The sequence below is a fragment of the Leeuwenhoekiella sp. ZYFB001 genome, assembly GCF_011784865.1.
Classification (GTDB): domain Bacteria; phylum Bacteroidota; class Bacteroidia; order Flavobacteriales; family Flavobacteriaceae; genus Leeuwenhoekiella; species Leeuwenhoekiella palythoae.
Window position 1 is genome coordinate 869447 of sequence record NZ_CP050460.1, and the last position, 20451, is coordinate 889897.

At 39.1% G+C, this 20451-nt stretch carries 35 protein-coding genes, 1 tRNA gene and 1 pseudogene; all 37 read left to right on the top strand.

Annotated features, from left to right (window positions below):
• Positions 1 to 2 precede the first annotated feature (2 nt).
• The 37 genes and pseudogenes from HCN54_RS03680 to HCN54_RS03855 all read left to right on the top strand — a co-directional run bounded on the left by HCN54_RS03680 (position 3) and on the right by HCN54_RS03855 (position 20355).
• Positions 3 to 272 carry a hypothetical protein gene (locus HCN54_RS03680; protein WP_167596582.1) on the top strand — a complete coding sequence of 90 codons (270 nt, stop codon included), beginning with the start codon at positions 3 to 5 and terminating at the stop codon, positions 270 to 272.
• Between the two features lie 70 nt (positions 273 to 342).
• Positions 343 to 954: a helix-turn-helix domain-containing protein gene (locus HCN54_RS03685; RefSeq protein ID WP_167596583.1), complete on the top strand. Its 612-nt coding sequence runs from the start codon at positions 343 to 345 to the stop codon at positions 952 to 954.
• Between the two features lie 29 nt (positions 955 to 983).
• A complete protein-coding gene (locus HCN54_RS03690; RefSeq protein ID WP_167596584.1) occupies positions 984 to 1232 on the top strand; it encodes a hypothetical protein in 249 nt (82 codons plus the stop codon).
• Positions 1233 to 1328: 96 nt separating this feature from the next.
• A complete protein-coding gene (locus HCN54_RS03695) occupies positions 1329 to 1520 on the top strand; it encodes a hypothetical protein (protein WP_167596585.1) in 192 nt (63 codons plus the stop codon).
• Between the two features lie 126 nt (positions 1521 to 1646).
• Positions 1647 to 1994, top strand: a complete 348-nt coding sequence (locus HCN54_RS03700) for a hypothetical protein (protein WP_167596586.1) — start codon at positions 1647 to 1649, stop codon at positions 1992 to 1994.
• A 1-nt stretch (position 1995) separates the two neighbouring features.
• Positions 1996 to 3132: a hypothetical protein gene (locus HCN54_RS03705; RefSeq protein ID WP_167596587.1), complete on the top strand. Its 1137-nt coding sequence runs from the start codon at positions 1996 to 1998 to the stop codon at positions 3130 to 3132.
• The gene (locus tag HCN54_RS03710) at positions 3132 to 3326 is read left to right on the top strand and encodes a hypothetical protein (RefSeq protein ID WP_167596588.1); all 195 of its coding nucleotides are present in this window, start codon (positions 3132 to 3134) and stop codon (positions 3324 to 3326) included. Before HCN54_RS03705 ends, HCN54_RS03710 begins: the two co-directional genes overlap by 1 nt.
• A 22-nt stretch (positions 3327 to 3348) precedes the next feature.
• On the top strand, positions 3349 to 3762 hold the full coding sequence (locus HCN54_RS03715) for a hypothetical protein (RefSeq protein ID WP_167596589.1): 414 nt from the start codon (positions 3349 to 3351) through the stop codon (positions 3760 to 3762).
• Entirely contained in the window at positions 3755 to 4492 is a 738-nt protein-coding gene (locus tag HCN54_RS03720) for a lambda exonuclease family protein (protein WP_167596590.1), read from the top strand. The genes HCN54_RS03715 and HCN54_RS03720 overlap by 8 nt, the downstream gene beginning before the upstream one ends.
• On the top strand, positions 4493 to 4963 hold the full coding sequence (locus HCN54_RS03725; protein WP_167596591.1) for a hypothetical protein: 471 nt from the start codon (positions 4493 to 4495) through the stop codon (positions 4961 to 4963).
• A gap of 9 nt (positions 4964 to 4972) precedes the next feature.
• Entirely contained in the window at positions 4973 to 5581 is a 609-nt protein-coding gene (locus tag HCN54_RS03730; protein ID WP_167596592.1) for a hypothetical protein, read from the top strand.
• Positions 5582 to 5600: 19 nt separating this feature from the next.
• A pseudogene (locus tag HCN54_RS03735) lies at positions 5601 to 5936 on the top strand (single-stranded DNA-binding protein); the annotation flags it as partial.
• Positions 5937 to 5938: 2 nt separating this feature from the next.
• Positions 5939 to 6322, top strand: coding sequence for a MarR family transcriptional regulator (locus HCN54_RS03740; RefSeq protein ID WP_167596594.1), 384 nt, complete (start codon positions 5939 to 5941; stop codon positions 6320 to 6322).
• Between the two features lies 1 nt (position 6323).
• Positions 6324 to 6887 carry a hypothetical protein gene (locus HCN54_RS03745; protein WP_167596595.1) on the top strand — a complete coding sequence of 188 codons (564 nt, stop codon included), beginning with the start codon at positions 6324 to 6326 and terminating at the stop codon, positions 6885 to 6887.
• Positions 6888 to 7258: 371 nt separating this feature from the next.
• Positions 7259 to 7534: a hypothetical protein gene (locus HCN54_RS03750; protein ID WP_167596596.1), complete on the top strand. Its 276-nt coding sequence runs from the start codon at positions 7259 to 7261 to the stop codon at positions 7532 to 7534.
• On the top strand, positions 7531 to 9078 hold the full coding sequence (locus tag HCN54_RS03755; protein ID WP_167596597.1) for a DUF4942 domain-containing protein: 1548 nt from the start codon (positions 7531 to 7533) through the stop codon (positions 9076 to 9078). The genes HCN54_RS03750 and HCN54_RS03755 overlap by 4 nt, the downstream gene beginning before the upstream one ends.
• Positions 9079 to 9080: 2 nt before the next feature.
• Complete coding sequence (locus HCN54_RS03760) at positions 9081 to 9890, top strand: hypothetical protein (RefSeq protein WP_167596598.1); 810 nt, start codon at positions 9081 to 9083, stop codon at positions 9888 to 9890.
• Positions 9865 to 10509, top strand: a complete 645-nt coding sequence (locus HCN54_RS03765; RefSeq protein ID WP_167596599.1) for a hypothetical protein — start codon at positions 9865 to 9867, stop codon at positions 10507 to 10509. Before HCN54_RS03760 ends, HCN54_RS03765 begins: the two co-directional genes overlap by 26 nt.
• 3 nt (positions 10510 to 10512) lie before the next feature.
• Entirely contained in the window at positions 10513 to 11001 is a 489-nt protein-coding gene (locus HCN54_RS03770) for a helix-turn-helix domain-containing protein (protein WP_167596600.1), read from the top strand.
• Entirely contained in the window at positions 10998 to 11783 is a 786-nt protein-coding gene (locus HCN54_RS03775; protein WP_167596601.1) for an HNH endonuclease signature motif containing protein, read from the top strand. Before HCN54_RS03770 ends, HCN54_RS03775 begins: the two co-directional genes overlap by 4 nt.
• Positions 11770 to 12018 carry a hypothetical protein gene (locus HCN54_RS03780; protein ID WP_167596602.1) on the top strand — a complete coding sequence of 83 codons (249 nt, stop codon included), beginning with the start codon at positions 11770 to 11772 and terminating at the stop codon, positions 12016 to 12018. The genes HCN54_RS03775 and HCN54_RS03780 overlap by 14 nt, the downstream gene beginning before the upstream one ends.
• 232 nt (positions 12019 to 12250) lie before the next feature.
• The gene (locus HCN54_RS03785) at positions 12251 to 12574 is read left to right on the top strand and encodes a hypothetical protein (protein ID WP_167596603.1); all 324 of its coding nucleotides are present in this window, start codon (positions 12251 to 12253) and stop codon (positions 12572 to 12574) included.
• Positions 12575 to 12623: 49 nt separating this feature from the next.
• Positions 12624 to 12697 (top strand) — tRNA-Met (locus HCN54_RS03790).
• A 156-nt stretch (positions 12698 to 12853) separates the two neighbouring features.
• The gene (locus tag HCN54_RS17610) at positions 12854 to 12997 is read left to right on the top strand and encodes a DUF6965 family protein (RefSeq protein WP_410503578.1); all 144 of its coding nucleotides are present in this window, start codon (positions 12854 to 12856) and stop codon (positions 12995 to 12997) included.
• Positions 12994 to 13326: a hypothetical protein gene (locus HCN54_RS03795; RefSeq protein WP_167596604.1), complete on the top strand. Its 333-nt coding sequence runs from the start codon at positions 12994 to 12996 to the stop codon at positions 13324 to 13326. Before HCN54_RS17610 ends, HCN54_RS03795 begins: the two co-directional genes overlap by 4 nt.
• 143 nt (positions 13327 to 13469) lie before the next feature.
• Positions 13470 to 13796, top strand: coding sequence for a hypothetical protein (locus HCN54_RS03800; RefSeq protein WP_167596605.1), 327 nt, complete (start codon positions 13470 to 13472; stop codon positions 13794 to 13796).
• 2 nt (positions 13797 to 13798) lie between these two features.
• Complete coding sequence (locus HCN54_RS03805; protein WP_167596606.1) at positions 13799 to 13978, top strand: hypothetical protein; 180 nt, start codon at positions 13799 to 13801, stop codon at positions 13976 to 13978.
• 249 nt (positions 13979 to 14227) lie between these two features.
• Positions 14228 to 14506 (top strand): DUF4031 domain-containing protein, encoded by a 279-nt coding sequence (locus tag HCN54_RS03810; RefSeq protein ID WP_167596607.1) that lies wholly within the window; start codon positions 14228 to 14230, stop codon positions 14504 to 14506.
• Positions 14503 to 14760 carry a hypothetical protein gene (locus HCN54_RS03815; protein ID WP_167596608.1) on the top strand — a complete coding sequence of 86 codons (258 nt, stop codon included), beginning with the start codon at positions 14503 to 14505 and terminating at the stop codon, positions 14758 to 14760. The genes HCN54_RS03810 and HCN54_RS03815 overlap by 4 nt, the downstream gene beginning before the upstream one ends.
• Positions 14760 to 15284: a terminase small subunit gene (locus HCN54_RS03820; RefSeq protein WP_167596609.1), complete on the top strand. Its 525-nt coding sequence runs from the start codon at positions 14760 to 14762 to the stop codon at positions 15282 to 15284. The genes HCN54_RS03815 and HCN54_RS03820 overlap by 1 nt, the downstream gene beginning before the upstream one ends.
• Positions 15262 to 16782 carry a terminase large subunit domain-containing protein gene (locus HCN54_RS03825; RefSeq protein ID WP_167596610.1) on the top strand — a complete coding sequence of 507 codons (1521 nt, stop codon included), beginning with the start codon at positions 15262 to 15264 and terminating at the stop codon, positions 16780 to 16782. The genes HCN54_RS03820 and HCN54_RS03825 overlap by 23 nt, the downstream gene beginning before the upstream one ends.
• A 3-nt stretch (positions 16783 to 16785) precedes the next feature.
• Positions 16786 to 18135, top strand: a complete 1350-nt coding sequence (locus tag HCN54_RS03830) for a phage portal protein (protein ID WP_167596611.1) — start codon at positions 16786 to 16788, stop codon at positions 18133 to 18135.
• Positions 18136 to 18363, top strand: a complete 228-nt coding sequence (locus tag HCN54_RS03835) for a hypothetical protein (protein ID WP_167596612.1) — start codon at positions 18136 to 18138, stop codon at positions 18361 to 18363.
• Positions 18364 to 18365: 2 nt separating this feature from the next.
• Positions 18366 to 18524, top strand: a complete 159-nt coding sequence (locus HCN54_RS03840) for a hypothetical protein (RefSeq protein WP_167596613.1) — start codon at positions 18366 to 18368, stop codon at positions 18522 to 18524.
• Between the two features lie 139 nt (positions 18525 to 18663).
• The gene (locus HCN54_RS03845; protein ID WP_167596614.1) at positions 18664 to 18906 is read left to right on the top strand and encodes a hypothetical protein; all 243 of its coding nucleotides are present in this window, start codon (positions 18664 to 18666) and stop codon (positions 18904 to 18906) included.
• A 190-nt stretch (positions 18907 to 19096) separates the two neighbouring features.
• Positions 19097 to 20128: a hypothetical protein gene (locus HCN54_RS03850; RefSeq protein ID WP_167596615.1), complete on the top strand. Its 1032-nt coding sequence runs from the start codon at positions 19097 to 19099 to the stop codon at positions 20126 to 20128.
• A gap of 5 nt (positions 20129 to 20133) precedes the next feature.
• Entirely contained in the window at positions 20134 to 20355 is a 222-nt protein-coding gene (locus HCN54_RS03855) for a hypothetical protein (RefSeq protein WP_167596616.1), read from the top strand.
• Positions 20356 to 20451 lie beyond the last annotated feature (96 nt).

The following is a 20451-nucleotide window of genomic DNA, read 5'->3' on the forward strand; positions in this document are numbered from 1 at the left end:
CTATGATAGACCCTCAGACAAAAGATTTATTTACCGATACCCTAGGGCACGGTTTCCTTCAAAAGTTAGCTGATTACGCTCAAGAGAAAGAATTGAAAAATCGCAAAGGTGAGTATTACACGGTACATACTTTCTCTAAAGTTCTAAATGGTGACAGAAATATGCCAAAAATTGAAGACATCATAGTTGATTGTGTAGACCATTATCGCCAAGAAAATGAAAAGCGCGAAAAAAGAAAAACTGAATTAGCTAAGAAGCTACAAGTCGCATAAAAAAGCCCTGTAGCTGTAACTACAAGGCCAACACATAAATCTCAATTATTCACAATTAAAATTTCAAGTTATGCACCACAAAAGTACTACAACCGGAAACTTACCACAAGCAGTTGTTGCAGGGTTAGATCTTAAGAACCCAGTAGATTTAGAATTCGTCGGAATCAAAAAGGATATGACCGTCAGATTTTTTCAAGGAGGTAAATGCTTTCCTTTTAAAAAACTGCAAGCATCATATTTCGCTTTAATTCTTAATGAGTTTTACAAAGATAAGCCGGCTCAGAACTTCTTCAGAATACTTGAAAAAGAGGAAGGGGTAAAATTAAGCACTACACGAAAGGTTGAATTGTACACATACTATATGTGGGGCGGATTGGACCATCAACCAGATATCAAAAACGGAGAGCTTCAGCCTTCAGAAAACTTCCGCCACATTGAGAATTGCCCTTCTCTTGCTTTTGCAAATAAAAGTCTACGAATTAACGGTGCCGAACTCAACAGCAGAGATCTACTGATCATAGATATGTCTGCCAGAGGATGTACAGATTATGAAATAGCTGATGCTTTAAACATCACTGTTATAACTCTAAACCATCACAAAAAGAACCTATTTACCAAGACCGGCACCGACTGCAAATTAAGTCTGGTTTCAGCCTCTTACAAATCTCAAATCCTAGCATAATGAAAGCACTACATATCAAATATCAATTTATGACACCTTCTGAGATAGAAACTCAGATTGAGAAAACAGCCATCGAGGTAATGAAGTTTATGCGCGTAGGATATGCAGATGCTCTTCACTACGTAGAACGAGTTGTTGAGGCTGAAGCTAAAGGAATACCAGTTCAAAATGTTATTGATCTCAAAATAGTAGAAACTCTTCGATCAGAAAACTATAGCAAAGCGATGAGTGCCAAGTCAGCCTTGGAAAATCACAAAATGTACAGAGCACAAGCATAATGAATCCTTACCTGCAAATAGCAAAAGATCATTTATCTATCGAGGAATTACAAGCCTTGTTAGACGAAAAAGCAGGTAAGCCAAAAACAATGTCTTATGAGCAACAACGCGCAGCTTACTACTGTGAGCAATTCAAAAAACTTTCAAGGGCTCAAGTTAGAAGCAACAAAGGAAAACGGAAGATGGCTGGTTAACGGTAAAAAATTAGCTGACGCATCAGATATAGAAAAGGAATTTATGAATCAACTCTTCTGTGAGTTTAAAACTAAAAACAATGAACAAGCCTAAAATTGATCCAAAAGACTTTAGTGAAGACAGCTACAACCTAGGAGAATCAGCCGGTAAACAACTTGGTGTAATTATGGGTTTCTCGTTCGCGGTTTTTTTGTTCGCAGTCTACTTATTCTTTCAACTATGAAGGATTCGATATTCAATAACCTACTAGCTAAAGCAAAGCTTGACACTGGTAATGATCTCGAAACAGTTGGCTTCACCGCTAAACTGAATCAATACGAAATGAGCTTCTATGCAGAAATGGTAACCGGTCACAATGTTACCATAGAAGATTTCGGTCACAATTATGGCAGCAGCTGGAATCAGATGGAGCCTACCCAGGAGCAACGACTGGCCTTACAGCTATTAATGAATGAAACGGTTGAAAAACTTGAAGTGCAAGAAGATCAACCCGAATTAGAATACTGCGATCCTTATACAGAGTTCGGAGTATCAGAATCAATGTTTTTTAACCAAAATCAATTTTAAAATGAGTACAGCAGTAGCAGAAGTTCAAGTAATCGATCTTGACAATTTAGAAGCAAATCTTCTACCGGAATTACAAGGATGGAGAGAAAAACAATTGGCCATCGTAAATGATAATCCCTATGTAGCAATCGAGGATAACTCAACCTACGAGGAAGCTAAAAAGGCCCGTACCGCTTTGGTAACAGCACGTACAGATGTACAAAAGCAGGAAAAAACCATAGCATCAAAATTAAAGGCATTCAGAACTAAGGTTTCTGAAGCTTCACAAGAGCTTATTGATATCACACTCCCTCACGAAGAAAAACAGCAGGATGAAGTTCGACGATATGAGGCGATCAAAGAAGCCGAAAAAGCAGAGAAGGAGCGTATAGAGCAGGAGCGGAAGGATAAAATATTGAGTGGTATTGATGCCTTTTATCAGAGTTGGAAGCAGAAAATATCTCAAATGACTTTCAATCAGCGAGGAGATGTAGGAACCGGTTTTGAGACCCAAGCGCAAGAGTTTTCAGAAAAGGAACTGGAAGAATTTGAAATGGATTTTGCTGAGAAGAAAAATCTTCTTGAAAAGCAACTTGACGAACGTGTAGCATTCCTAACTGAGCAGGAAGAAGCTCGTGTTGAACGTGAACGCCTTGCTGAAGAACGTGCAGCGTTTGAAAAACAACAGGCTGAAGCTCGTGCACAGGCTGAAAAAGAAGCGAAAGCAAAAGCAGAACAGGAAGCTAAAGAGCGTGAGGCTCGCGAAGCGGCAGAAGCTAAAGCAAAAGCTGAGAGAGAGGCCGCAGAAGATAAATTGCGGAAGGAACGCGAAGAACTTGAAGCTGAAAAGAAGCGTATTGCAGATGCCGAAGCTAAACGTGTAGCTAAGATTGAAGCAGAACGAAAAGCCGCTGAAGAAAAAGCCGCTGCTGAGAAGGCAGAGCAAGAAGCTAAAGAACGTGCAAAAGCTGAGGCAAAACGTCTGGAAGAGTTGAAGCCTAGCAAGGAAAAGGCCGTAGCGTTTATCGGCAAAATGGAATTTCCAAAATCAGTACCTGACTTCGGCAAACCAGAAGTAAATGATTTGGTTCAGGAATTCTTCAATGAGGTCAAGGAAATGCAAACGGAGTACTTACAACGCTTAAACGACCTTAAATAATGTATTTCACAGCAGCCAATGTAACTATCGACAAGAGAATGGAAGAAGGCAAAACACTTCTATTCCCAGTAACAGATCCTGACTACCGTCAGAAGGCGGAGAAGTTCGCAAAGCAAATCAGAAGCTATTGCTATGATGCTTTCAAAATTGAAAATAAAAAAACGGTTCTCGCAGGAATCGCGGTGCCTAGATAATTAACCATTTAATATTAAAACAATGTCACAAGAAAAACCAGAATTGAAACCAGTAAACGGCGAAGTAACTTTTATGATGCCTTCAACCAATGCACTAGGAGCATTAAAAAAGGCTGAAAAAGGACGTCAGCTCACTGTGAGCTATAAAAAGAAAGAAGAGTGGCTCGGTCAAATTGGGCAACCAGTTAAATGTTTCTTCTTAGGTCTTAAAGAGGCTACAGATGGAAAAGGTGACACCTATTTCATTGCAAAGCTTCACGATGGTGAGAAAGCGTTCGTATGTGCACAGACTGTACTTGTACAATCATTAATGAGTACAGAACTCGGACAAGGTGTTGAAATCACCTGTACAGGATCAAGTAAAACCAATGGCAACGAAATACCACTTTTTGAAGTGGTTGAGTTAAACATCAATATTACCAAAGGTGATGAATAGTGCACTTGCAGAAATCACAATTCAAGCTAAGGCGGAACACGAAGCCGCCTTAGCTAAAATTCAGGAGATCCAAAAAGAAGAGCAGTGGCGCCAAGATCGCAAAACTCGATTTACTTCTTCTGAGTATGGAAGGCTTATGGGTTATGAAGATGATCCGAAGTATGATAAGGTACTGACCAAGGGCGGAATGAGTTACGCTTATGCTAAATATCTGGAAGAGATCAGTACAGAGCACAAAACATTTTCAACCGGTTCCACTGATTGGGGTAATGAAAATGAAGCTGGAGCAGCAGAACGCACAATGGAAGAAACCGGACTTGTAATTACTAATTACGGGAAGGAACAGGAATTTATTGAACTAGGTAATGATTTAGGATGTACGCCAGATGGTTTGATTGGCAGTGACGGAGGGTTTGAAAGCAAGTGCCCAGACAGTAAAACACACGATACGTATTTGAATACTATCCGTGACGTGGAAAGCTTCAAAAAGACGTGCGCAAATTACTATTGGCAAGTGCAAGGTTCAATGTATATCACAGGTCGAAGCTACTGGCTATTTGTCTCCTATGATCCAGCAATGAAGCGTGAAGAAGATCAGATACTCATTTTAAAAGTGCCTCGCAATGATCAAGATATTGAAAAACTAAAAACCAGATTAAGACTTGCAATTGCTTATAAGAATAAGCTTTTGAAGCAACGTGAAAACCGGAAACCTTTAAGAATAGTATAGATGCCACTACCTAAAAAAATTGACATACGATCAGAAATACACAACGGCAAATTTACACGTAACCGTGATGTTATTGTTGATGCTATTGCTCAATATGAGGGTAAAGAGGTAACACTTTCGATCAAGCGCTATTACAAGAAGCGAAGCAATGATCAAAACGCGTACTATTTCGGGGTAATTGTCGAGCACTGGAAAAACCTTTTAAGAACTGAATGGGGGGAAGTTTTGACTAAAGACCAGGTACACGAATTTCTTAAGCAGAACCTAAGCTTCGAAGAAAAGGTAAACGAGGAAACCGGCGAACTGATTTTTAACCCGATTAACGGAAGGCCCATAGTAAAACAGAAGTCCACCACTTCAAACGACACTTGGGACCAAGAGCAATATCATAAAGCAGCCCGGGATCTTGCTTATGAAATGTTTCAATACGAGATCCCGCTACCAAATAAAGAACTAAAAGCAACTTATTAAAATATTCCAATGATACAATTTGAAAATGCAATAAGCAGATATAACAAAATAATACTTGAAGACCTAAAAAACGCAGGGGTTAAGTGTTGGATAGCTGGAGGCGCTCTTCGCGATTACTTTATGGGTGTACCTATAAAAACAGATTATGACTTGTTTTTTCCAGATGAAAAGGAATACGATAAGTGTTCAATTTACTTCAAGTCTAAAGGGGCAGAAGTTAAATGGGAATCTGATAACGGAATGAAGGTAAAGATTGAAGGTAGAACATTTGATTTAGTTAAGAAATTCTTTTCAGGTCCTCAAGAAACCATCAACGCATTTGACTTTACTGTATCAATGTTTGCGGTGGATAATAAAAATCTGTATCACGGTGAATCAACCTTCATAGACTTGGCTAAACGTCAATTAATGATCAATCAAATCACTTTTCCCGCTTCTTCAATGAGTAGGGCATTCAGATACTACAAAAAAGGATTTTGGATGTGTAAAGGTGAAATGAAAAAGTTGGTAGAGGCTATTCAAGAAATGCCTAAGCCAGATTCTGAAAATCCAAACCAAGAAGAAGAACCTCCCTCTGGTGATGATGGTTTAAATGAATTTTTTAGAGGAATAGATTAATAAATCAAATAATTAAACAATGGCAGGAACATTAAACAAAGTAATGCTAATCGGTCACACTGGAGATGATGTAAAGATGCACTATTTCGAAGGTGGTGGCAGCGTTGGTAGATTTTCAATTGCTACTAACGAAGAGTACACCAACAGGCAAACTGGAGAGAAAGTAAGCTCTACAGAATGGCACTCTTGCATAGTGCGTAATAAAGGTGCTGAGATATGCGAGAAGTATCTTAAAAAAGGAGATAAGGTTTACGTAGAGGGCAGGATCAAGACCAGAAAATGGCAGGACACTAACGGCACTGAAAGATTTTCAACCGAAATAGACGTAAGCGAATTCACTTTTTTAACACCGAAAACATGACACCACGAATCAAAGCATTACTCGATCAGGTAAAATCAGGAAAGCTTCAAACAGATATGGCCAGAGTCCTCCACCACATTAAAACTAAGCCATACACAACGCTTTCTGAATTGGAGCGCAAACTTAATATGAAGCACCAGACAGCTTCAGCCAGAGTAAGTGATCTATTGGATATGGGATTGATTGAAGAGCAAGGAACTAAAAAATCACACCACAGTTTCCAGACTTACTTCAAGTATCAACCTAGCAGCCTAAAGCAAATCCATAATGCCCGAAAGCGCAAGAAAGCTAAATACGAACACTGGTTAAAAAAGGGATTGAGCCAGTTTGAAGAGTACATCAACCCATCACTAAAACAGGAATTATCAAAAACAACTTAGAATGAAAAAAGTAGCAGAAGATTACAGACCAAATGAAATTGTATTTACCGCGGAGTCAACACGAGTTCCGGCAGTATTAGGACAATTTGAAACCGAGGAAGATGCTCGTGTTTTTATGAGTTCTAACCTATTGGCAATGGGAACCAAGCTCACTACCACACGCTTTATGGATGATTTTGAACTGGAGCAGATCCGGGATGAATATTCCGAGGAGCTTGAAGATGTGCTTCCAAGATATAAGTCTGATCACATGAAAAAGCTTGAAGACCTAGAGCACGCAAAACAAGTTGAAAAGGAGGCTAAGGAGATGGTTAACGCCAGTTTAAATAAAATTCAGCAGTTAGCAGCTGAAGCAAACGAGCGTATTACAGAAATAGATCTTGATCCATCATTGACATGGGAAGTTCCTTATGACGGCAAGCGCTATTACTATACGCTTATTGATGCTGAATTGAAGCTTGCAAAAGTGCGTGAAATCCCGCAGTTCGAAATTGAAGATCTTCTTACCAGTTGCGATAAGAATGCTAAGTATTTCGACAAGCTAAAAAAGGTGGCTAACGAATAGTGGGCCGATTAAATCATCGCAGAGGAAGGCCTTCGAATTACCGAAAATCTCTTAAGGATAATCCCTACTGGGAAAAGGTAAAACGCAAAGTCAAAATCCGCGATAAATTCCAATGTATCATTTGTGCCGCAAAAATCAGACTGGAAACACACCATATCCGGTATGAAATCAACGGCACAAAGATATTTGGAAAAGAACTTGAATTTTTAGAATGGCTCTGCTGCCTTTGTGAAACCTGCCACCAACACGTTCACAATAATCCAAAGCATCCACTCAATCCGAATAACCCTAACAAGAAAAGCATCAACGATTTCAAATAACTATAAGGCAAATGTAGCCCAGAAATCGAGGTAGCGCAATAATAGATACCTATGAAGATTTATACAGGAATAATTGTCAATATATCAGAATTAGATCCGGATGGAACCGGTCACCAGAAAAAGAAAGTACAACTAGAAGAAGAAATAAATCAAACATCATTTATTGAATTTAACGGCTCTAGAATGCTCGCGCTTCTCTCAGAGTTCAAAGAAGGAGACAACGTCCTTATAGGTGCCGTAAATAAAGGAAGTATATCCAGAAGCGGCGCGAAGTACAATAACATCATCGCTAAGTCAATTCAAGCGGTGAAAAATCAAATAGCATGAAAACAATTTTCAATTCAGAGTTTTTCCCAACACCGGCACCGGTAATTGAAGAAATGCTATTTGGTTTAGATCTTACAGGAAAAGTAATCCTAGAACCATCGGCTGGAAGCGGTCATATAGTCGAAGTATGTCAAGAACGAGGAGCGAAGCAAGTATTAGCCTTTGAAGAACTGGAAGACTTAAGAGCCATACTAGGTTCAAAATGCAAGGTGATAGGAGAAGATTTCTTGCAATGTAGACCGGAGCAGATCAGCCACGTGGATTTCATTATTATGAATCCACCATTTAGCAACGCTGACAAGCATATTCTAAAAGCTTACGAAGTAGCACCTGAAGGTTGCCAGATAATTGCTTTATGCAACTGGGAAACGATAAACAATTCATTCTCCAGAAATCGCAGACAACTTGAAGTATTAATCAAAGAAAATGGAAGCTCAATAAATTTAGGTCCTGTATTCACTGAAGCAGAACGAACCACAGGAATAGACATTGGTCTTATTAAGTTGATCAAGCCGGTTATTTCAGATCAGACCAAGTTCGAAGGCTTCTATTTGGATGCAGACGAAGAGTTTGGAGGGCAGGACGGTCTTTTACCATACAACGAGGTAAGAGACATCGTTATGCGCTACATAGGAAGCTTGAAAGAGTTTGACGAATTCGTAGAACGCGCCAATAGATTAGACGCATATATCAAACCGGTGGGAATGGGAGGTCAAATAGGAATTTCATTAACACATCGAAAGTCAACGCTTGACAAAGAGGAATTTTCTAAAGAGCTTCAAAAGAAGAGTTGGGAATGGATCATAGGTAAACTCAAAATAAAAAAGTTTGTCACCTCTCAGGTGATGAATGATATCAACAAGTTTGTAGAGCAGCAGACACACATCCCGTTCACCCAGAAGAACATTTATCAAATGATGGATATGATTGTTCAGACACGGGGGCAAACGATGAATAAAGCCATAATTGAGGCTTTTGATGCTATTACGAGTTACTACCACGAGAACCGCTATAATCTACCCGGATTCAAGACTAACAAGCATTATTTGGTGGGTGAGAAATTCATTTTTCCATATATGATTAAAGAGAGTTTTCACGGACAGCCAGAAAGCAATTGGAGTTCAGATAACAAAATGGATGACATCAATAAAGTCTTATGCTATTTAACTGGTAGAAACTGGGATGAAATGCTTAGTTATCATCAACGTATATCTGTAAGTAACTGCTACGTTTCTGTTGAGGGTAAAACGATCACAGATGCAATTTTAGCTAGGCTTAATTATCGTGAACCTGGAAGATATAACCACCCTGTTTCATTCACTACAAATGAAGCTTTGGAATTTATTGAAAAGTTCTATCCAGATAAACAATACAACTTGTTTAAGCGTCCTCAATGGGGGCAATGGTGCGACTGGGACTTCTTTGAATTCAAATGCCATAAGAAAGGCACTGTTCACTTCAAATTTAAGGACCGCGATGTATGGGCCTTATTCAATCAACGTGTGGCGGAAATAAAAGGTTTCCCGCTACCAGAAAAACTATAAGAATGGCGAAAAGATTTATTGAGACAGGCTTTTTTAAAGACCCTTTTGTAAGGGGCTTGAAAGGGGCTTACAAGGGGCTATATGTGTACCTTTTTTTGGATTGCTCAAGTGCCGGAATTTGGAATGTTGAATTAGATGTTGCTAAAATCCGATGCGGACTTGATCCCAACATATCAGATGAAGATGTCAGAGAAGTATTTAAAGATAAAATTGTTGAGATAGAAAATGGTGAAAAATGGTTTATAAAAAACTTTCTTAAGGTCCAGTATAACGGCGTTTTAAAGCAAAACAACAAAGCTCATACATCAGCTATTAATGAGCTTTTGAAATATGAATTAATTGAAGAGTTTGAATCAGGAGAATATCGTTTATCAGATAAAATAATCAAGGGGCTTCCTAGGGGCTTACAAGACCCTAAGGTAATAGTAAAAGTAAAAGATAAGGTAAAAGTAAAGGTAAAAGAAGAAGGTAAAAGCGAAATCGCAAAAAATGAAGAGCCCGAATTAGTTTTTCCGTTTGAAACCAAAAACTTCAAAGCCCAATGGGATCATTGGAAAGTCTTCAAGAAAAAAGAATTCAGATTTAATTATAAATCCCTCCAAAGTGAACAGGCTGCACTCACAGAGCTTGCAAACAAATCCAACGGAGACGAAAAGACGGCAATTGCAATTATGCACCAGTCGATGGCCAATGGATGGAAGGGATTTTTTGAACTAAAGAAAAATAAGAATGAAGCAGTTAGCAAAACCAACAAGCAAATCTTTGACACCGCAATGGAAAGCGAAATTGGAAAGAACTTTAGGTTTAAGTAGATCGATAATTCAGCAAGAATCTGGAGTTCTTGTTTCTCAAGAAATGAATTTAAGCATTCAAGACACTTTTTCAGAACCAAACATCAGAAGCGTTTTTAAAGGTGATCACGGAGGAATTGGCTTTAGTGTTGTGAATGTACTGGTAACCCGATTCATTGATTCTTTTGCTTTCAGCAACAAAATGAGTGCTTCTCAAATAGAAATGCTAACCGTGGATTGTCTCGAAAACTTTTCTTACGAAAGTCTTCAGGATATTATTCTGTTTTTCAAAATGGCGAGATCTGGAAAGTTTGGAAGTACTCACCGGAGCCCGGACAACAATTTAATTTTTGGTGAATGGTTTCCGAAGTATTTAGAAGAAAAGGCAATGATACGCGAACAGAATTACGACCGGCAGAAAAACGAACATAACAAAAAGCAGGTAAGCATTGAGGATGTAAAGAAAACTTACGCAGAAATTGAAGAAAAAAATCTGCATCAAAAGCGTTTGAACTACATCGAAAAAATCACTCAAGATATGGACCGGCAGATTTTGGAGGACACAATCACAGACTGGGAAAAAGATGAAAAGCGCAAGCCGTATGTGAAATATCTCAAGGAAAAGAGAAAAAAAGTTTAGAAGATGATTGAGTTAAAAACAATACTAGAAACGGTTGAAAATGAAACTGGTTTAAAAATAAGAACTCATAAACGCAATAGAAATTTAGTTTACGCCAGATATATTTATTACCGACTCGCAAAAGAAATCACAGACACCAGCTTGGATGAAATTGGAAAAGTAGTAAACAGAGATCATTCAACAGTTATTAACGGTCTCAACAAATTTGAGGAAACCATCTTAGTTGATCAGGATTGGTATTTAGTTTATTTGAGAATTAAGCAAAAATTTCAAGGACTTACGGAAGAAGAACGAGAAAAAATTGAAGTCAAAGATCAAGTAGCATTACTAAATCAAAATCTAAGAGCTGCACATCAAAAGATAATTGAACTTCAAAAGCTCACCTCCGATTCAGAAATTTTAAGGTGGATATCATTGCTTTCTGAAGAAGATATGGAAGATTTTAAAGCAAACAGACTTAAGCCTTATTTGATGATAAGAAAATTGATATGAGAAAGAAGCTCACAAAAAAAGATAGAGAATTCATAATCTCAAACAGAATCCAGCTTACAAGTGTAGAGATAGCTGAGAAAATAGGTTTTCATAAATCTACCGTGCAACGCGTTCTAAGAGAAGAAGGATTACAAGTATCAAAGAAATTGCGATACCAAAGAATGGCAAAGAAGATGACCGGCCGTACTTCATTTACACCTGAAATGGACGCATTTTTAATCGAAAACTATCTTAAGATGCCCGTTAAGCCTTTGGGCGAAAAAATCGGAAAGAGTTTCACCGGAGTTATGATTAGGCTAAAGCAATTAGGTCTTAAGATTCCTAGAGTAATAGTAGAAAAGCGCAAGAGGGAAAGTAGAATTCAAAAAGGGACCGTACCACCAAACAGGGGTAAACCTCAAAAAGAATGGCTATCTGGACAATCATTGAAGAATGTTCAAAAAACGCAATTTAAAAAAGGTCAAGATCCGCACAACACTAAATACAACGGACACGAGCGAATTTCTAAAGACGGATATATCGAGATCCGCATTAAAAAAGGAAAATATGTTTTAAAGCACCGACATATCTGGGAACAGGTAAACGGAAAAATACCGGATAAACATATTCTATCCTTTAAAGATGGCAACCCTTTAAACTGCCAAATCGAAAACTTAGAAATCAAATCGATGAGAGAAAATATGATCGATAACTCATTGATGCGTTATCCAAAACCAATACGTAAATCACAAAAATTAATCTGGGAGATATCCCATAAAATCAAACAAAATGGCAAAGAATAAATTATCAGATTTAAACGATCACCTTTTCGCACAATTAGAGCGTCTGAACGATGAAAATATCAAAGGTGAGGATATGGAGCAAGAGATCAGAAAATCTAAAGCAGTTACCGCAGTAGCCGCACAAATCGTAAACAATGCACGGGTAACTCTGGAAGCAGTTTCGTTAGCTGCCAGTGGAAAGTTTGACAGTCACAAGCTTCCGGAAAACTTTGGAGTTAAGCAATTAGGGAAATAACTTGAAACATTAAATTAATCGAAAACTTTTAAGCCTAAAAACTAGGAATAATCACAAGGTTTTCGCATCTTGCATACTCCTTACCAATCTTCCTAAGTCCTGTTAATCAGGCAACAATTTTCAAGAATACCACTTACCAATTTTCCGATTAGGCTAACGCCTTCAATATTCCTTTACGGGCATTTTGTGTCCTTTTGATTTTACATTTCTGCCAACTGGCAATTAAGATTATATGAAAGCGATAGCTAGCTTATTGATGTTGTTGGTCTGTATGATCAGCTTCACGGGATTCAGTAATACTACAACTGACCTGAGCGAGAATTCAAGCGCAACTGAAATCCATAAGGATCAATCTGTGCAAGTGGTAGCCGCTGTTTCTGTTTCTCAGGAATTGCAAGTGAATTTAAAAACAGAACCAGTTGATTTAACTCCGGTGCTTAATGATTTTGAAAAAGCCGAGAAATTAAAATCAACTCTTGTTCAATCCTATGCAGTAGCCCTCACCCCTGAAGTTTATAGGTCCGCAAGAGACGGGCTCAATTGCAGCAATGAATAGCACATATTAAAAATTGAAAGCCTCGCTTAGTAGGTGAGGCTTTTTAAATCGTGGGATAGAGCAGATGGTCAGCTCGCCGGGCCCATAACCCGGAGGCCGCTGGTTCGAATCCAGCTCCCGCTACGGAAATCCAACCTCTGAGTTGACGAACACAGGAGAAGGGTAAAATACGATGACGATTATTCTGCGGAAAAGCCCAATAGTCAATAAGCGTGTTCAAACCCAGATAAGGCTTGAGTAATTCAAAAATCAAGCCTCTGGGTTTTTAAAAAATCGAAAATGAAAATCTCACAATGCGAATTAGTAATAAATCTCGATAAGGCAATTATAAGCCACGAGAATATGATTCTAGGAAACGCAAGTGAGAAAGCAAAGCAACCATACCGCGAGCGGTTGGAGAAACTAAAGGGAATAGGGAAATGAAGAATCACGTCAAGATTTACTTTGAAGCCTTAGGCTACGAGAAAGGAGATTTCATCCCTAGCGAGATCAGCGGAGATAGAGCTGTTGATATAGCACACATAGTTTGCAGGGGTATGGGAGGGAATCCAGACGGAAACCTTGACCGAATCGAAAACTTAATGGCCCAGACAAGAGCTGAGCATTTAGAACTTGGAGACAAGAAGCACACAACCGCAGAACAGTTTAGAAAGCATAGAGATTTCCTTGAACTCAACGGAGTTTCTTTTGATTACGCTTGGATGGATGCTCAGATAGCCAAGTATGAAGTTTACGAAATGGATGCAGTATGAGCGCAGTATTAACCATAGTAGCCACAGGAATAGTTTGCGGAGGAATCGCGGCAGGAGCTTGGCACTTGATATTGATTAGGAAATGATTGTCTCCACCCTGTGAGAGAGTGAGACTAAAGCATTAATTATCAAATAAATATAAAATGAGCAGTTTAGAGGAATTAAGAGAAAATTATCCAGATCTAGTAGAAGAATATTCTGCTATGGATAAAGAGCAACTATTGGAGCAGATATGTGCGGAGGTTCTTGACTTGCATAGGATGGATGAAAGAGTTCAAGTGTTTATGAATGAGTGCACTTTGAACATGAGCAAAACTAACTACACTCCTGAGGTGATAAAGACTTTGATTTCTGCTAAGCAAGAACACGACATTAATGAGTTTTGCTCTGATATGTTAGCAGAATACGAAGATGATCCAGACGAAATGATTAATCAATTAGAGGCAAGAGCCGAAGAAATAATTCGATAGTTATGAAAATTAAAGTCACTGAAAAGTTCATCGATAAGATCACCGGAGAAACCATTCTCCCACAATCTACAATCGAGAGAAGCAAAGAGCGCGGAGAGGAAATCATAAACGCTGGAAAGGGAGTTGAGATAAAGCCGAAGGCTAAAAAGGAAAAGGACAATGAAACCAAATCAACCAAATAGCATTTTTGACGCTTAGTTGTCGCTAATCGTGGCCGTGATAATGATTGATTCAAAGCTTAGGGTATTTGGTTGAGAGTATATGCAACCCGGCAAATTATCACAAGACTGGCTTGGCAGTAAAAAGCAACTGCAAAATGAGAGAGGCTGCGAATAGGCGATCGCACCAGATACTGGCAGAACAATAAGCTATACGCGAGTAGCTGTTCTTTGAAGGTTCGATTCCTTCCCTCTTTCCGAAATAATTGAATTATGAGCTTAGATAAAACTGTTTACGTAGGCAGAAGAGAATATCCTTATGGAAGGATGCTTATGAGTCATATGGCAAGTGCAGATATTGAATCACTTCACAAAATGGCAGATGCTATTGGAGTTAATCGCAAATGGTTTCAAAACAAAAAGAATCATCCTCATTACGATGTTTCAAAAGGGATGAAACAAAAAGCTGTTGAGTTAGGAGCGGTTGAAGTGAGCGACAAGGAAATCATTAGAAAGTGCTATCCAGTCCTATCTAAATTAATGGATGAATGATGAGCAAACTCAATCACATAAAAAGCTATCCAGATACTCAAAGAGATAATCCTGTCTTGAAGAAGTTAGCTGATATCGTAAAAGATCATGATATGGCTGGGGCTATTTTGATAGTGATTGAAAAAGACGAAGAAGAAGATTTTCTGTTTCTGTCATATCACAGACCAGGATTCAGACACAGAGTAAGAACAGCAATTCAAAAAATAGATTCCTTCATTGGTTATTTGTGGACCAGAGGCGAAAGATTTAGATAATGACTAAAAAAACCTTTGAAAAATATAAAGCAGTTATAGACCAATGGTTCGTTAATGGATTTAACGGAGCAGAGGCTTATAGAACGCTTTATCCAAAGGCTAAAAGAGCAGATGACAGCTTTTCTAAAATCCAGAGAATACCAGAGGTTAAAGGCTATATAAAAGAAAAGCAGAACGAAGCTAAGAAGAAACTCAGGACAACACATGAGGTTCTACTTGAAGAATTAGAGAATTGGGCATATTCGGATATAACTGAAACTATTCTTTTGAGCCCTGAGCAAATAAAGGAATTACCAGAAGAAATGAGAAGGTTGATCAGCAAGTATAAGCTGACCTCAAAATCATACAAGGACGGGGATAAGGTTGTTACTGAAACTTTTGTAGAGTTATCATTTGTTAGCAAGGAGAAAGCAATGGAAATGATACACAAACACACTGGTTTCTACGAAAAAGACAACACTCAGAAATCAACTAACATCACAATGTTTGAAATACCAAACAATGGGAGAAGTAAAAAGGATTAGACCGCAAGAAGGTTATCAGATGATGGCTTTGGCTAGTCCTGCAGATATCGTGATTGGAGGCGGAGCCGCAGGTGCTGGCAAAACATTTTGTCTGTTACTCGATCCGCTTAGAGATGTAGATGATCCAGACTTCGGGGCTGTGATTTTTAGAAGACTTACAACCCAGATAAAAGCACAAGGAGGTTTATGGGATGAAAGCAATAAACTTTATCCATTAGCAGGAGCAAGTTCAAACAAAACTGAATTACAGTGGAAGTTTGATAGTGGTGCAAAGGTCAAGTTCTCGCATTTAGAGCACGAGAAAAATGTTACGAGCTGGCAGGGATCGCAGATTCCATTCATAGGTTTTGACGAGTTAACACACTTTTCAAAACAGACGTTCTTTTATTTATTGTCGCGTAACCGCTCAAACAGTAAGATTAAACCTTGTGTTAGGGCCACTTGTAACCCGGATCCTGATAGCTGGGTTTATGAATTGATAAGCTGGTGGATTGGGGAAGATGGATTTCCTATTCCAGAAAGACAAGGAGTAGTCAGATACTTTGTCAAGGATGGAGATACAATGATCTGGGGAGATACGGTTGAAGAATGCTTAACGAAAGCCGCATATTTTATTCAACCACTTGTGGAAGCTTCGGGGATAGATGCCAAACATTTTGTCAAATCAATCACATTTATAGGCGGTTCTGTTTACCAGAATAAAGAGCTTCTAAAGAATAACCCTGAGTACCTGGCAAACCTTGCTTCTCAAGATGAGGATTCTAAACGCCAATTGCTTGACGGAAACTGGAAGGTTTCAATCAATCCGGCTGATGTCTATGATTACAACGCTTTTAAAGATGTATTCACTAACAATTTCGTAAAAGGCGGTAAGAAATACATAACAGTCGATGTCGCAATGAGCGGTCAGGACAAGCTTATCATTTACGTATGGGATGATTTCAGGATTACTGATGTGAGCATTATTGATAAGTCCACCGGTAAAGACGTCACCGATGCTATTATAGCAATGCAGGAGAAACACGGAGTACCTAACCGTAATGTGGCGTATGATGCCAATGGAGTAGGAGCTTTTATCGGAGGAACGAATAACGCATTCATTCCTAACTCAATTCCATTTGATAACGGAAGTAAACCACGTGACACGAAAGACGGGAGAAAGTTTAAGAATCTGAAAACGCAATGTTTTATCCTGAGCGGTGAGCGTGTTGCAAAGAATGAAGTTTGGGTGATGCCTCAAGTGGCAAATAAGATGTTTGATGAAAAACAAACAGTTCGTCAGCGAATGATGGCTGAACGTAAAGCGATAAAGAAAAAGAAAAAATTGGATGAAGAGCCAGAGGCTTTGATTCCAAAAGCAGAAATGAAACAAAAGTATCTCAATGGGGAGAGTACCGATTTACTAGACCCGTTTATGATGCGAGAAATATTTGAACTGGTTGTACCTACGACTGTTTCAAAACCAACAAAACCCAAAGGATTAAACTTTGGATCATAGATTATGGAAGAAGAATTTGACTTTGATTTCACCGACGCGCAAAAGGTAAAAGATTACCTAGCAACTCAAGATGGGCGTCAGAAGAAAATAACCGAATACGCGAAGGAGTACAGCGGAAGCGACGAAGGCCGAAAGCTACGCGACCTGCAGATCGGAAAACGAGAAGATTATACGCAAGGCACCAAAGCTGTTAAAGCCGAGCGTATCAAAGTACAGCTACAAAAGAAGATCGTGAATACTGCGGTTTCTTTCTTGTTTGGTGACGCGCCAACCATTTCTGCTAATGACGCAGATAATGCGAACGCAATCGCAATCCTAGATGTGTACAAGAAGAACAGGATCAGCAACAAGCTTCAGGACTTTGCGGAGAGTGTAATGAGCACAACAATCGGAGTATTCATCTTCTCAATGATGCAAGGTCAGACTGGCAAAGAAATCAAGTCGCGATTCTATACGACCGAAAACGGAAAGTACACGCCTCAATACGATGTATATGGTGATCTGGTTGCTTTCTACTGGGAATTTGTGATTGATGAAGTAGAGCACTTATGGATTTTTACAGATAAGGAGATTCACAAGTACCAAGATGAAAAGTACCAAACATCAGATGCTCACGAGTTCGGTGTGATTCCAGTTGTGTTTGTCGAGCAGGAAGAGCCGGAATGGTTTATTGTTAAGGAAATGATAGACCGTTACGAGATGCTAAAATCAAAGCTTGCCGGATCAAACAACTATTTCGCATTTCCGATTCTAAAGTTGAAAGGCGGAACCGTGACGAATAAAGAAGGTGAGGAAGAAACGCTTATCGATATAACGGAAGACGGTAAATCTCTTCTACTAGGCCACGCAATTCACGACAACCAAGTTGTTCAGGCGGAAGCAGAATTCTTGCAGCGTGACACCGGCGTTCAATCAATCGAACTGGAAAAGGAATGGCTAAAAGAAGACATTCACAGTATCTCTCAAACTCCTGATCTATCCTTTGACAACGTTAAGGGAATCGGAGCGCTTTCAGGTCGTGCACTTGTATTGATGTTACAAGATGCCATCAACAAAGCTAAACGCAAACGTGGAGCTTATGATACAGCAATCAGCCGTATTCTATCAGTAATCAAAAACGGTTTGGGGATTAAAGATGATGATTTAAGCTTCGATATTGAATTCAATTACTCAATACCTGAGGATCTAGCGGAGCAAATACAAATGCTTTACAACGCGACAGGAGGTAAGGCGACAATGAGCCAAGAGACAGCGGTTCAGAATAACCCGCTCGTGAAGAACCCAAGTGAAGAACTGGATAAGATCAAAGCTGAGGGTGTAAGTAGTATTGGTGAAACTTTTAATGTAAGCTAGATGGTACTCAAGTTAAAAACAGTAACCGATAATCCGGGGGTATACAAAGATTGCTGGATTGAATCAGATCACATCATTGGTTTTTGCTGGACAAGCTCAGAAGAATTAGAGGAAGGAGAATGCATAAATCTATTCTTTACCGGCGACACTATCACAGTTAAGAACGAGAAGCATCTTCAAGATTTTTTAATGGAAAGATTTGTAGAACGAGCAATTAAAGCAAAATAGATATGAATATTAAACCATTTAAAGGCGAACAGGCAGAATCCTTAAAAGACGAAAAGCCTCAGTACAAAATGACCAGACGCGAAAAGCGAGATTTCAAGCGCAAACTGGCAAAGCCCAAGTATCAGAAAATCGCAAAGCGTATAATCAAAAATAAGAAGTAGGATGGAAGAATTTGAAATGGAAATGCCAACCCCTTGTGATAGATGCGGCGATTGGTTCGATCTAAATGATGGAGGTCCCAGTAAAGATGGTAAAATTCAGATATGCAGATCCTGTTCTGATAACGAAAGATACTAAACTATGAAAGCAATTGAATTCCAAGAGCACAACGTAAAAATAGCAGAACACCAACCGGAATACGAAACGCTTCCGGCACTTTACAACAAAGAAGAAGGTTCAATGACTTTCTGTTTTGAGTTAGATGAAGAGGAACTGGAGCAGGTGAAAGCTACCGGTAAGATTTACATTAAGCAACTAACGTTCGGAAAAGCAATGCAGCCAATAGGAGGGAGTTGTTTGAAGGAGGTTTTAATCAAGGAGTAATGAGAAGAAAATATAAATCAAACTTTGAAAGATTGTTTATCAATAATCGATGGAGGCAGAAAAAGTATATGAGAAATGGAGACTGGGTTGTTTTTGGTCTTTCTCAAAAGTATTTCAGCCCTTCCGAGTATTCTTTAAACGTTCACCTTTTCGGAATCGATTTTAGATTTTGGTTTAAAAAGATTTATTAATGCCAAACAACAATTGCGAAAACCGTCTCCTATCAATTCTAAGTGCTCAAGAATGGCACTTGGATAGATTGTATGCGGAATATTCGCGCGAGTTTGGTTTCATCTTTCAGAATTACTCAGGACGTGAAAGCAAGCTGCGAAAAAAACAACTCGACAAAGCCTTGCAGCGTTTCAATGATGATTTGGAGAAACTTCTTGAAGAGCAAATCGGCACCGGATTTCAAGCTTCAAATATTTGCAATGATGAATTTGTAAGTGATTATATCAAAGGTATAGAGGTGCCGGAATCACAGGTCAATCAACTATTCGCTAAGAATAACGGAGCGGCCAAAGCATTTATTAATCGTGCTGAAAAGGGGTTAAGACTTTCCGATCGGGTTTGGAACCTTACCCAGCAGACCGAAGAAAGCTTGAATGTAATTCTCGAAAGTGGGGTAGTGAACGGGAGAAGTGCGGCGGATATGGCTCGGGATCTTAAAACCTATCTAAAGGATCCAGATAAACGCTTCCGAAGAATCAGAGACGAAAATGGAAAGCTTCAACTAAGCACACCGGCGAAGAATTACAAACCAGGTCGAGGTGTTTACAGATCGAGTTATCGCAACGCATTACGATTAAGCCGAAACGAGATCAACATTGCGTATCGAACGAATGACTTTGAACGCAGAAAGAATATGCCGTTTGTGATGGGCCAGAGAATACAACTCAGCGCGGCCCATCCTGCTTATGATATCTGTGACGAAATGGTTGGCACATATCCGAAAAACTTCAAGTTCATAGGTTGGCACCCTAACTGCCTTTGTTTTTCAACCTCGATTCTATTGCCACGAGAAAAATTCAAGAACTATTTAGGCGGTGGTGACATTGATAGTCGACACACCATTAAAAACATTCCTGCAGCAGCGCAAAACTACCTGAACGCTAATGCAGACACTTTGCACAACTATAAATCAAAACCTTATTTCCTAGAAGAAAATTTCAAGTACAGAAACGGAATCTACGTGCCGAAAGTAACGGCACTGGCAAATTAAAAGATATGAAAAGCGTAACGGTCACCGTCTTAGAAACTATCGAGAAAACCCGCAACCGGTTCTTTGAAGAGCACGGCAAGAATGCGGAAGATGAAAAGCGCCTGTTTATTAATTGGTACGTTGAGAATCACAACGCGCCGCTTCGGGTCCTGATCAATGATCTATCCGATTACTATTTGCATATTTCCGAGAACCGCATAATACGCTATCTAAATGAACAGGAATAAGAAATTACTTGAAAAACGTGTGAAGCAGTCCGGAATGTTCTTTGAAATCAAAAAAGCTGCCGGATCAAGTTCTAAACGAGCTATTATTGAAATCTC